Source organism: Geodermatophilus sp. SYSU D00814 (assembly GCF_054050055.1).
Genome location: NZ_JBJGYP010000014.1, coordinates 13,671 through 25,713, shown reverse-complemented (window position 1 = coordinate 25,713; position 12,043 = coordinate 13,671). Strand labels below are relative to the sequence as shown.

The 12,043-nt window shown below is 75.0% G+C and carries 10 protein-coding genes; 7 read left to right on the top strand and 3 right to left on the bottom strand.

Going from position 1 to position 12,043, the window contains the following annotated elements; all coding sequences use genetic code 11:
* Nucleotides 1–99: 99 nt before the first annotated feature.
* On the top strand, nt 100–834 hold the full coding sequence (locus tag ACI780_RS12470; protein ID WP_456869184.1) for a LuxR C-terminal-related transcriptional regulator: 735 nt from the start codon (nt 100–102) through the stop codon (nt 832–834).
* 76 nt (nt 835–910) lie between these two features.
* Here ACI780_RS12470 and ACI780_RS12465 read toward each other — a convergent pair whose 3' ends face one another.
* Nucleotides 911–1,270, bottom strand: coding sequence for a DUF5319 family protein (locus tag ACI780_RS12465; RefSeq protein WP_456869183.1), 360 nt, complete (start codon nt 1,268–1,270; stop codon nt 911–913).
* Nucleotides 1,271–1,482: 212 nt separating this feature from the next.
* Here ACI780_RS12465 and guaB point away from each other — a divergent pair, with 212 nt between their 5' ends.
* The 4 genes from guaB to ACI780_RS12445 all read left to right on the top strand — a co-directional run bounded on the left by guaB (nt 1,483) and on the right by ACI780_RS12445 (nt 8,697).
* Nucleotides 1,483–3,015, top strand: a complete 1,533-nt coding sequence (guaB, locus tag ACI780_RS12460; protein WP_456869182.1) for an IMP dehydrogenase — start codon at nt 1,483–1,485, stop codon at nt 3,013–3,015.
* A gap of 2 nt (nt 3,016–3,017) precedes the next feature.
* Nucleotides 3,018–4,154, top strand: coding sequence for a GuaB3 family IMP dehydrogenase-related protein (locus ACI780_RS12455; protein WP_456869181.1), 1,137 nt, complete (start codon nt 3,018–3,020; stop codon nt 4,152–4,154).
* A complete protein-coding gene (gene guaA, locus ACI780_RS12450; RefSeq protein WP_457003251.1) occupies nt 4,154–5,716 on the top strand; it encodes a glutamine-hydrolyzing GMP synthase in 1,563 nt (520 codons plus the stop codon). Before ACI780_RS12455 ends, guaA begins: the two co-directional genes overlap by 1 nt.
* Before the next feature lie 251 nt (nt 5,717–5,967).
* Nucleotides 5,968–8,697 (top strand): PA14 domain-containing protein, encoded by a 2,730-nt coding sequence (locus ACI780_RS12445; RefSeq protein ID WP_456869179.1) that lies wholly within the window; start codon nt 5,968–5,970, stop codon nt 8,695–8,697.
* A 73-nt stretch (nt 8,698–8,770) separates the two neighbouring features.
* Here ACI780_RS12445 and ACI780_RS12440 read toward each other — a convergent pair whose 3' ends face one another.
* On the bottom strand, nt 8,771–9,067 hold the full coding sequence (locus ACI780_RS12440) for a hypothetical protein (protein ID WP_089402152.1): 297 nt from the start codon (nt 9,065–9,067) through the stop codon (nt 8,771–8,773).
* Nucleotides 9,060–9,953 carry a PspC domain-containing protein gene (locus tag ACI780_RS12435; protein WP_456869178.1) on the bottom strand — a complete coding sequence of 298 codons (894 nt, stop codon included), beginning with the start codon at nt 9,951–9,953 and terminating at the stop codon, nt 9,060–9,062. The genes ACI780_RS12440 and ACI780_RS12435 overlap by 8 nt, the downstream gene beginning before the upstream one ends.
* 125 nt (nt 9,954–10,078) lie before the next feature.
* On the opposite strand from ACI780_RS12435, the gene ACI780_RS12430 reads away from it, so the two are divergent.
* Nucleotides 10,079–11,344 (top strand): ATP-binding protein, encoded by a 1,266-nt coding sequence (locus tag ACI780_RS12430; RefSeq protein WP_456869177.1) that lies wholly within the window; start codon nt 10,079–10,081, stop codon nt 11,342–11,344.
* Complete coding sequence (locus ACI780_RS12425) at nt 11,341–12,009, top strand: response regulator (protein WP_456869176.1); 669 nt, start codon at nt 11,341–11,343, stop codon at nt 12,007–12,009. The genes ACI780_RS12430 and ACI780_RS12425 overlap by 4 nt, the downstream gene beginning before the upstream one ends.
* Nucleotides 12,010–12,043 lie beyond the last annotated feature (34 nt).

The window sequence follows — 12,043 nt, the reverse complement described above, 5'->3', positions numbered from 1 at the left end:
CTGCGTCCCCACCGCCGGTCAAGGTGATCACCGGCCCCGCCGTTACGCGGGTCGAGTGACCCGGGCGACCGCCCGGACGGGGGAGACGAGGAGCAACGCGTGATCGACGACAGGATGCGTGGGCCCGGGCACGGTGCCACGACCGTGTGGGTGTACGACGAGCGCCGCCGGGTCCGCGACGACGTCGCCGCCCGCCTGGTGGCCCTGCCGTTCGTGGGCCGGGTCGAGGTCGTCGGGGACGCCGTCGCGCTCGTGCAGCGGCTGGCCACCCGGCAGCCCGACGTGCTCCTGGTGGGCACGCAGCGCGCCGTCGACACCGGCCTGACCGTGGCCACCCAGGTGATCCGGACCCACCCGTCGGTCCCGGTGCTCGTGCTCGGCGCCCCCGACGACGCCGAGACGGTGCGCGCCGCGGTCGCGGTCGGCGCCCGGGGCTACCTGCGCTGGGACGCCAGCGCCCTGGAGATGGGCCTGGGCCTGTCCCGGGTCGGCCTGCGCGCCGACGGCCGCCCGCCGCACACGGTGAGCGCGCCGGTCCCGCTGGCCTCGGTCGGCGCCCCCGCGCCGGCGTGGGCGACGCCGCTCAACGGCGCCGGGCCGCGCGCCGTGAGCTCGACGGTCCGCGAGACCGCGCCCCCGGTGGCGCTGTCGATGCGGGAGATGCAGGTCCTCACCGGCATGAGCCAGGGCAAGAGCAACGCCCAGATCGGCCGCGAGCTCTACCTGTCCGAGGACACCATCAAGACCCACGCCCGCCGGCTGTTCCGCAAGCTCGGCGCCAAGGACCGCGCCGAGGCCGTCGCGACGGGATTCCGCCGCGGCATGATGAGCTGACCGGCACCAGGACGCACCGAGGGGCCCCTCCGCACACCGGAGGGGCCCCTCGGCACGTCGTGGGCGGTCGCCCTGCTCAGCCGCCGGGCTCCTCGCGCTCGGCGACCGCGGCCACCCCGTCGGCGTAGCCGCTGGCGTAGTCCCAGCTGACGTAGTCGTCGGGGTCGGGGTCGAAGGGCGGCTCGTGCCGGCCGGTCTGACCCTCCTCGAGCAGCTGGCGCAGGTTGGCCTGCATCAGCGCCCAGTCGACGTGGTGCTCCTCGTCGCAGTCGGGGCAGTCGACGACGATGCCCTTGATGCCGGTGGGCTCGAGCAGCGTCCGGAAGACCTCGAGCTCGGCCAGGTCGTCGAGGACGCCGGCCCGTTCCTCCATGGTCAGCGGTGGCGGGTCCGACGGCGTGCGGCCGGGGTCCGGGGAGTCGTCGAAGGGACTCACGGTGCCTCCTCCCTCGTGCTGGCGGCGCTTCGCTTCGGCACGGGCGCGCGGGGCCCGCACGTCCGCAGGACACGGTAGCCGCCCCCACCTCCCGTTCCCACGCCCAGCACCTCCCGGCGGCGTCCCGGGCCTCCGGCGGCCCGGCCTACGATCGAGGACGGTTCCCGCGCACCCGGCGGGGGGCTGATCCGACCGAGAGGGTGGCGGCGACCATGCAGCCCGACGACCACGCACCTGACGGGCACCGCCCCGAGCTGCCGGCGGAGTTCGCCCCGCTCGGCCTGACCTACGACGACGTCCTGCTCATCCCCGGTGAGTCCGACGTCGTCCCCGCCGAGGTCGACACCAGCAGCCGGCTGACCCGCGGCATCCGGATCGCCGTCCCGCTGGTCTCCAGCGCGATGGACACCGTCACCGAGGCCCGGATGGCGATCGCCATGGCCCGCGTAGGGGGCGTCGGCGTGCTGCACCGCAACCTCGCCGCCGAGGAGCAGGCCGGCCAGGTCGACCTCGTGAAGCGCTCCGAGGCCGGCATGGTCACCAACCCGGTCACCTGCTCGCCGGACAACACCCTCGCCGAGGTCGACGCGCTCTCGGCCCGCTACCGCATCTCCGGTGCCCCGGTGGTCGACGACGACGGCGTGCTGGTCGGCATCGTCACCAACCGCGACATGCGCTTCGAGACCGACCAGCACCGGCTGGTGCGCGACGTCATGACGCGGATGCCGCTGGTCACCGCGCCGGTGGGCGTCGACGCCGACACCGCGCTGCGGCTGCTGTCCCAGCACAAGATCGAGAAGCTGCCGATCGTCGACGACTCCGGCCGGCTGCGCGGGCTGATCACGGTCAAGGACTTCGTCAAGCGCGACCAGTACCCGAACGCCACCAAGGACGCCGACGGCCGGCTGGTCGTCGGCGCCGCGCTGGGCGTGGGCGAGGACGCCTTCAAGCGGGCCGGGCTGCTGGTCGACGCCGGGGTCGACGTGCTCGTCGTCGACACCGCCCACGGCCACCAGCGGGCGGTGCTCGACATGGTCGCCCGGGTGCGGAAGGAGTTCGGCGGCGACGGCGGCGTGCAGGTGGTCGGCGGCAACGTCGCCACCCGCGCCGGGGCGCAGGCGCTGGTCGACGCCGGGGTCGACGCGGTCAAGGTCGGCGTCGGGCCGGGGTCGATCTGCACCACCCGCGTGGTCGCCGGCGTCGGCGTACCCCAGCTCACCGCCGTGTACGAGGCCGCCCGGGCGTGCCGGCCGGCCGGCGTGCCGGTCATCGCCGACGGCGGCCTGCAGTACTCCGGCGACATCGCCAAGGCCCTCGTCGCCGGCGCCGACACGGTGATGATCGGCGGGCTGTTCGCCGGGGTCGAGGAGGCCCCCGGCGAGCTGGTGTTCATGAACGGCAAGCAGTTCAAGACCTACCGCGGGATGGGCTCGCTCGGCGCGATGCAGAAGCGCGGCAACCAGTCCTTCAGCCGCGACCGGTACTTCGCCGACGACGTCCTCTCCGACGACAAGCTCGTCCCCGAGGGGATCGAGGGCCAGGTCCCCTACCGCGGGGCGCTGGCCACCGTGGCCCACCAGCTCGTCGGCGGGCTGCGCGCCTCGATGGGCTACGCCGGTGCCGCCACCGTGGCCGAGCTGCAGGAGCGCGGCCGGCTCATCCGGATCACCGCGGCCGGGCTGACCGAGAGCCACCCGCACGACATCCAGATGACCGTCGAGGCGCCGAACTACCGGGGGCGCTGACCATGCCCGCCCGTGACACCGTCGAGATCGGCATGAACCGGTTCGCCCGCCGGGGCTACGACCTCGACGAGATCTCGATCGTGCCCTCCCGCCGCACCCGCGACGTCGACGACGTCTCCACGGCCTGGCAGATCGACGCCTTCCGCTTCGAGATCCCGCTGGTCACCAGCCCGAGCGACGCCGTCGTCAGCCCGGCGACGGCGATCGCCGTCGGGCAGGCCGGCGGTCTCGGCGTGCTCAACGCCGAGGGGCTGTGGACCCGCTACGACGACCCGCTGCCGGTGTACCGGCAGCTGCGCGACGCCGCCGCCGAGGCCCCGCCGCCGGTGTCGCTGCTGCAGCAGGTCTACGCCGAGCCGGTCAAGCCCGACCTCATCAGCGCCCGGATCAAGGAGATGCGCGACGCCGGCGTGACCACCGCGGTGCGGGTCTCGCCGCAGCACACCGAGCAGCTCGCCCCCACCGTGCTCGCCGCCGGGGTCGACCTGCTGGTCATCCAGGGCACGATCGTCTCCGCCGAGCACGTGACCACCCAGGGTGCCGCGCTCAACCTCAAGTCGTTCATCGCCGACCTCGACGTCCCGGTCATCGTCGGCGGGGCGGCCAACTACACGACGGCGCTGCACCTCATGCGCACCGGCGCGGCCGGCGTGATCGTCGGCGTGGGCGCCGACAGCTTCTCCACCGGCGACGCCGTCATGGGCATCCGGGTGCCCCTGGCCAGCGCGATCGCCGACGCCGCGGCCGCCCGCCGCGACTACCTCGACGAGACCGGCGGCCGGTACGTGCACGTCATCGCCAACGGCCGGATCGAGACCAGCGGCGCGATCGCCCGGGCGCTGGCCTGCGGCGCCGACGCGGTGCAGATCGGCGAGCCGCTGCGGGCGGCGCGCGAGGCCCCGGCCGCCGGCGTGTGGTGGGACTCGGTCGCCGCCCACCCGCGGCTGCCCCGCGGCGGCACCTCGGCGCCGGTGCCGGCCCGCGGGTCGCTGGAGCAGCTGCTGCTGGGGCCGGCCGAGACCTCCGACGGCCGCACCAACCTCTTCGGGGCGCTGCGCCGCACGATGGCCAAGACCGGCTACCGCGACCTCAAGGAGTTCCAGCGCGTGGACCTCGTCCTCGGGGGTCGTCCCGACTGATGGACTTCCCGACCGTCCTCGTCGTCGACTTCGGCGCGCAGTACGCCCAGCTCATCGCCCGGCGCATCCGCGAGGCCGGGGTCTACTCCGAGATCGTGCCGTCGTCGGTACCCGTCGAGGAGATCCTGGAGCGGCAGCCGGCGGCGATCGTGCTCTCCGGCGGACCCTCCAGCGTGTACGCCGACGGGGCGCCGCAGGTCGACCCCGCGCTGTTCGAGGGCGGCGTGCCGGCCTTCGGCATCTGCTACGGGTTCCAGGCGATGGCGCAGTCCCTCGGCGGCACCGTCGCGCACACCGGCGACCGCGAGTACGGCGGCACCCCGCTGACGGTCACCACCGGCGGCCGGCTCTTCGGCGACCTGCCGGTCGAGCAGTCGGTGTGGATGAGCCACGGCGACGCCGTCAGCCTCGCGCCGCCCGGGTTCACCGTCACCGCGACCTCCACCGGTGCGCCGGTGGCCGCCTTCGAGGACGTCGACCGCCGGCTGGCCGGGGTGCAGTTCCACCCGGAGGTGCGGCACACCGCGCACGGGCAGACGGTGCTCGAGCACTTCCTGTTCGACATCGCCGGCCTCGAGCCCACGTGGACCGCGGCCAACGTCGTCGACGAGCAGGTCGAGCGGATCCGCGCGCAGGTCGGCGAGGGGCGGGCGCTGTGCGCGCTGTCGGGCGGCGTCGACTCCGCCGTCGCCGCGGCCCTGGTGCAGCGGGCGATCGGCGACCGGCTGACCTGCGTCTACGTCGACCACGGCCTCATGCGCGAGGGCGAGACCGAGCAGATCGAGCGGGACTTCGTCGCCGCCACCGGGGTGGACCTGCGGGTGGTCGACGCGCGGGAGCGGTTCCTCGGCGCGCTGGCCGGGATCGCCGACCCGGAGGAGAAGCGCAAGACCATCGGCCGGGAGTTCATCCGGGTCTTCGAGCAGGCCGCCCTCGACGTCGTCGGTGACGCGAGGGAGCACGGCGAGCGCGTCGACTTCCTCGTGCAGGGCACGCTCTACCCCGACGTCGTCGAGTCCGGCGGCGGCACCGGGACGGCCAACATCAAGAGCCACCACAACGTCGGCGGGCTGCCCGAGGACCTGCAGTTCACCCTCGTCGAGCCGCTGCGGACGCTGTTCAAGGACGAGGTCCGCGCCGTCGGCCTGGAGCTCGGGCTGCCCGAGGCGATGGTGTGGCGCCAGCCGTTCCCCGGCCCGGGTCTGGGCATCCGCATCGTCGGCGAGGTGACCCAGGAGCGGCTCGACGTGCTGCGGCGGGCCGACGCCATCGCCCGGGCCGAGCTCACCGCGGCGGGGCTGGACCGGGAGATCTGGCAGTGTCCCGTGGTGCTGCTGGCCGACGTCCGGTCGGTCGGCGTCCAGGGTGACGGGCGGACCTACGGGCACCCGGTCGTGCTGCGCCCGGTGTCGAGCGAGGACGCGATGACCGCCGACTGGACCCGGCTGCCCTACGACGTCCTGGCCCGGATCTCGACCCGGATCACCAACGAGGTGGCCGAGGTCAACCGGGTCGTCCTCGACGTCACCAGCAAGCCCCCGGGCACCATCGAGTGGGAGTAGGCGCCCCGGGCCGTCAGCGGTCCGGCGTCGTCCGGCGGGCACGCGGCGTCACGCCACGCCTTGTGGCGCAGGTCACAGCACCGTCGGCGTGTCGGCGGCCCCGCCTGACTGGCTCCGGCGCGGCCTAGCGTCCCCGCACCCGGCCCCGCGGGAGGGCCCGGAGGGACACGGGGATCGCCATGGACGGCTGGGCTGCACGCGCACGGCGGACGGGACGTGGAGCGGGGGTCCTGGCCGCGGCCCTGCTCCTGGTGCTCTCCGCGTGCCTGGCGGTGGTGCTGCCGTCGGCGACGCCGGCGGCGGCCGCCCCCCAGCCGGGGTTCAGCGACACCACGGCCTTCAGCGGCCTGGTCAACCCGACGGCGGTCCGCTTCGCCCCCGACGGGCGCGTCTTCGTCGCCGAGAAGCGCGGCACGATCCAGGTGTTCGACGGCGTGGGCGACACCAGCCCCACCCAGGTCGCCGACCTGCGCACCGAGGTGCACAACTTCTGGGACCGCGGCCTCCTCGGGCTGGCGGTCGACCCCGGGTTCCCGACCCGGCCCTACCTCTACGCGCTCTACACCTTCGACGGGCCGGTCGGCGGGACGGCCCCGCGCTGGGGGACGGCGGGCGCCGACAGCGACCCCTGCCCGAGCCCGCCCGGGGCCACCAGCGACGGCTGCGTGGTGAGCGGCAAGCTGGTGAAGCTGACGCTCACCGGCACGACGACGACCAAGCAGGACCTGATCCACGACTGGTGCCAGCAGTACCCCAGCCACAGCACCGGCGACCTGGTCTTCGGCCGGGACGGCGCGCTCTACGCCTCCGGCGGGGACGGCGCGAGCTTCGACTTCGCCGACTACGGCCAGGACGGCAGCCCGGTCAACCCCTGCGGTGACCCGCCGGGCGGCGTCGGTGGGGCCATGACCCCGCCGACCGCGGAGGGCGGGGCGCTGCGCTCCCAGGACCTGCGGACCCCAGCGGACCCGGTCTCCCTCGACGGCACGGTGATCCGCGTGTCCCCGGACACCGGCGCGGCCATGCCGGACAACCCCAACGCGGCGGCTACCGACGCCAACGCACGCCGGATCGTGGCCCACGGGCTGCGCAACCCCTTCCGCATGACACAGCGGCCCGGCACCGACGAGCTGTGGATCGGTGACGTCGGGTGGGGGACCTTCGAGGAGATCGACCGCCTGGCGGCCCCGACCTCCGGCGTCAGCAACTTCGGCTGGCCCTGCTACGAGGGCAACGACCGCCAGCCCGCCTACGACGGGCTCAACGTGAAGATCTGCGAGGACCTCTACGCCCAGGGGGCGTCGGCGGTCACCGCGCCCTACTACCCGTACCGGCACGGGCAGCCGCTCAACGCCAACGACAACTGCAACGTGACCCGCGGCTCGTCGACCTCCGGCGTCTCGTTCCAGTTCTACTCGGGCGGCCCCTACCCGGCCGAGTACGACGGCGCGCTGTTCTTCTCCGACTACTCACGCAACTGCATCTGGGTGATGACCAAGGGCACCGACGGCCTGCCCGACCGCCTGAAGGCGCGGCCGTTCGTCACCGACGCCGCCGGCCCGGTCGACCTCGAGCTCTCGCCGCAGGGCGAGCTGTTCTACGCCGACCTCAACGGCGGGACGATCCGGCGGGTCGTGTACGGCGGGACGACCCCGGGGCCGACGACCTGCCCGACGGGGCAGTACCTGGCCGAGTACTTCCCGAACAAGACGCTCACCGGCACGCCGGCGGTCACCGCCTGCGAGGCCGCGCCGCTGTCCCACGACTGGGGCACCGGTGCCCCGGCGGGCGTCGGGCCGGACAACTTCTCGGCCCGCTGGACCGGCACGTTCGACTTCGCGGCCGGCGACACGACCTTCACCGCCGTGAGCGACGACGGCATCCGGGTCGCGGTCGACGGCACCACGGTCATCGACCAGTGGCAGGACCAGGCGGCGACGACGTTCACCGGGATCCGGCCGCTGACCGCCGGCGCCCACCAGGTGCGGGTCGAGTGGTTCGAGACCGGCGGCGCCGCGGTCGCCAAGCTGGACTGGTCCACCGCGGCGGCGACCGGGAACCCGGTCCCGCAGATCAACACCCCGGCGGCGGGCACCACCTGGCAGGTCGGCGAGCCGATCACCTTCGCCGGATCGGCGACCGACTCCGCCGGCCAGCCGCTCCCGGCGAGCGCGCTGAAGTGGGAGATGGTGCTCAAGCACTGTCCCGCCGACTGCCACGACCACCCGCTGCAGACCTGGACGGGGGTGTCCGGCGCCTCCATGCCGGCCCCGGACCACGAGTACCCCGCGTACCTGCAGCTGCGGCTCACGGCCACCGACGCGGCCGGGCGGACGGCCACCGTGACCCGGGACCTGCAGCCGCGGACGGTGCAGGTCACCGTGGCCACGCAGCCCGCCGGCCTGCAGGCCACCCTCGGGACCAGGACGGCGGCCACCCCGTTCACCGCCACGCTCATCGTCGGCGCGACCACCAGCCTGTCCGCCCCGTCACCGCAGACGTCGGCGGGGGTGCTGCAGGAGTTCGCCTCCTGGTCCGACGGCGGGGCGCAGACCCACCAGGTCGCCGTCGGGGCGAGCGCGGTCACCTACACGGCGGCGTACCGGGCCACGTGCGCACCGGGCCAGTACCGGGCGCAGTACTTCGCCAACCGCACCCTGTCGGGCACCCCGGTGTCGACCGGCTGCGAGGCGGCGCCGCTGGACCGCAACTGGGGGACCGGCGGGCCGCCGGGGGCCGGGCAGAACAACTTCTCGTCGCGCTGGACCGGCGTCTTCTCCTTCACCGCCGGCCCGCACACCTTCACCGCGACCGGTGACGAGGGGATCCGCGTGTACGTCGACGGCCAGCTGCAGGTCGACCGCTGGGCGACCGGCGGCACCGGCTCGGCGACGCTCACCCTGACCGAGGGGACGCACGAGGTCCGGGTCGAGCACTACGAGAAGACGGGACAGGCGTCGGCGAAGGTGACGTGGACCTGACCCGCCGCTGACGGACGAGGGCCCGGGGAGCTCGTCGCTCCCCGGGCCCTCGTCCCGTCCCTCCCCGTCGGGATCAGCGCCTGCGGCGCGCCTTGCGCAGCTCACTCACCAGCAGGCCCACGCCGGCGCCCACCAGCAGCAGCCACAGCAGGCCGCCGTCGGCGAGGAAGCCCAGCGGGAGGGTCACCCCGGCGAGGAAGACCAGCGCCAGGACCGTGAAGACGGCGCCCGGGACCAGGGCCACCAGGTCGGGACGGCGACGGCGGGGCGGCTCCGGCACCTCCAGCGCGCTCGGGTGCTGCCAGGCGTCGGCGAGCGCGCGCTCCTGCCAGGCGGTGGGGGTGGTGGGGAACTCGCTGTAGTCAGGCACGGGACACCTCCAGGTCACCGGCTCCGTGATGGATCGTCAGGACCAGCTCGGCCCGGCCGTCGCCGTCCTCCGCGCGGAAGTAGCCACCCTCGTCGGTGGTCTCCCCGAACAGCTCCGCCTCACCGACGCCCTGCTCGAGGACGACCCGGACGTCGGCGTCCTCGGGCACGGTGATCTCCAGGTCGCCGAGGCCGTGGTCGACGCGGACCTCCTGCCCGTCGAGGTCGTCGGCGTCGATCCCGCCCAGGTCGATCTCCATGTTCCCGGCGCCCAGGTCGTAGACGGCGCGCACCTCCTCGACCGAGTCGGGGCTGTACTCGCGATCGCCGACCCCGCCGTGACCGTCGGTCCAGGCCGACACCGACGAGGTGAACAGCAGCGCCAGGGTGAGGACCGAGCCGAGCGCGATCAGCCCGCCGCGCGGCGCCCGGCCCCGGCTGAAGGCCGAGGCGACCAGGCCGAGCCCGACCACCAGCAGCGCCCCGGCGAGGAAGCCGCGCGGACCGAGGTCGAGGCCGGTGTAGCGGGTGACGAGCACCATCAGGCCGACGACGATCAGCAGCCCGGCGACGGTGATCCCGGCGACGGGGGAGCGCGGCCCCGGCGGAGCGGCGGGCGCGCCTGCCGCGGCGGGGTGGCGCGGGCCGGCCGGCATGAGCAGCCACAGCAGCAGGTAGACGGCGATGCCGGTGCCGCCGGCGAGGGTCAGGGCGACGAAGCCGACCCGCCACAGCAGCGGGTCGACGCCGCTGTACTCGGCCAGGCCGCCGGCGACACCGCCGACGACCTTGTCGGTGCGGCTGCGCCGCAGGGTCGGCCGGGCGGCCGGTCCGGGCGGGGGTGGGCCGCCGACGAGCGGGGCCTCGGGAGGGAAGGGAGCGGTCATGGCACAGAGCGTGCCGACGCCGCGGCCCGCGGGACATCGGGGAAGGCCCCCATCCGACCCTGGTCCTGCCCGTCCGGGGTCCTCCCGGTACCGGGGAGGGCCCGCGCGGTGCGACGATCGTCATCGTGACCAGGACCGTGTCCACCCCCGTGGGCGAGGCGTCCGGTGCGACCACCCCGGCCGCCCCGGACACCCCGCCCGCACCGCCCGCGCCGGTGCCCGCCGCGGCCCCCGCCGTCGCCGGACCGTCCGGGCGGCCGCCGCTGGTGCGCCCCCGCTCGGGCCGGATGCTGGCCGGCGTCGCGGCGGGGACGGCGGCGCACCTGGGCGCCGACCCCCTCCTCGTGCGGGCGCTGTTCCTCGCGCTCGCCGTGACCGGTGTCGGTCTCGTCGTCTATCCGGTGCTGTGGTTCTTCATGCCGCTGGGCGAGACCGGCGAGGACGTGGCCCCCCAGCCCAGCCGCCGGCAGACCGCCGCCATGGTGCTGCTCGGCCTCGGCGCGCTGGTGCTGGTCACGAACCTGGCCACCTGGGGCAGCAGCGAGCTGATCGGCCCGCTGCTGCTGGTCGCCGGCGGCCTGGCCGTCATCTGGCGGCAGCTCGACACCGACCGCACCCTCGCCCGGCCCGGCGTCCGCTGGGTGCTGGCCGGCGGGGCGGTGCTGGCCGCCATCGGCGTGGTGCTGCTGCTGGCCACCACCGGCCAGCTGGCCGCCGCCCGCAACGGCTTCGTCGCCACCGTGGTCATCCTCGTCGGCGTGGTGCTGGCCACCGCGCCGTTCTGGCGGCGCCTGCTGGACTCGCGCGAGGTGGAGCGCACCGCGCGGATCCGCTCGGAGGAGCGGGCCGCCGTCGCCGCCCACCTGCACGACTCGGTGCTGCAGACCCTCGCGCTCATCCAGCGGCACGCCGGCGACCAGCAGGCCGTCGCCCGGCTGGCCCGCAGTCAGGAGCGCGAGCTGCGCACCTGGCTCTACGAGCCGCGGACCGCGGCCGGCGGCACCTGGGCGGGCCTGGTGTCGGACATGGTCGCCGAGGTGGAGGGCGACCACGCGCTCACCGTCGACCCGGTCGTCGTCGGCGACGCCCCGGTCGACGACGCCCTCGCCGCGCTCGGCGCCGCCACCCGCGAGGCGCTGGTCAACGCGGCCAAGCACGCCGGCGTCTCCTCCGCCGACCTCTACACCGAGGTGACCCCGGCGCAGGTGTCGGTGTTCGTCCGCGACCGCGGCGCCGGCTTCGACCCCGCCACCGTGCCGGCCGACCGGCGCGGGCTGCGCGACTCGGTGACCTCCCGGGTGATCCGGCTCGGCGGGACCGCCACGGTCCGGTCCGCGCCGGGCGAGGGCACCGAGGTCGAGCTCGTGCTGCCGCGCGAGGACGCCGCGTGAGCGCACCGCAGCGCCCGTCGGTCTTCCTGGTCGACGACCACGCCATGGTCCGCGCCGGCGTCCGCCACGAGCTCGGCGACGCGGTGACCGTCGTGGGGGAGGCCGCCGACGCCGACGCCGCGATCGCCGGCATCCGCGCCGCCGTCCCCGACGTGGTGCTGCTCGACGTGCACCTGCCCGGTGGCGGGGGCCGCGCGGTGCTCGAGGCGCTGCGCGGCGAGCTGCCGGAGGTGCGGTGGCTGGCGCTGTCGGTGTCCGACGCCGCCGAGGACGTCATCGCGGTCATCCGCGCCGGCGCCCGCGGCTACGTCACCAAGACCATCTCCGGGCCGGAGCTGGTCGCGGCGGTGCAGCGGGTCGCCGAGGGCGACGTCGTCTTCAGCCCCCGGCTGGCCGGCTTCGTGCTCGACGCGTTCGCCGCGACCTCCCCGTCGGCGGCGCAGCCGGAGGACCCGGCCACCGACCCCGGGCTGGACCTGCTCAGCGCGCGCGAGCGCGAGGTCATGCAGCTGCTGGCGCGCGGCTACACCTACCGGGAGATCGGGTCGCGCCTGTTCATCTCGGTGAAGACGGTCGAGTCGCACGCGTCGAACGTGCTGCGCAAGCTGCAGCTGTCCAACCGCAACGAGCTCACCCGCTGGGCGGCGACCAACCGGCTCCTCTGAGCCGCCGGGAGGTCAGCTGACCGTCCTCCTGCGG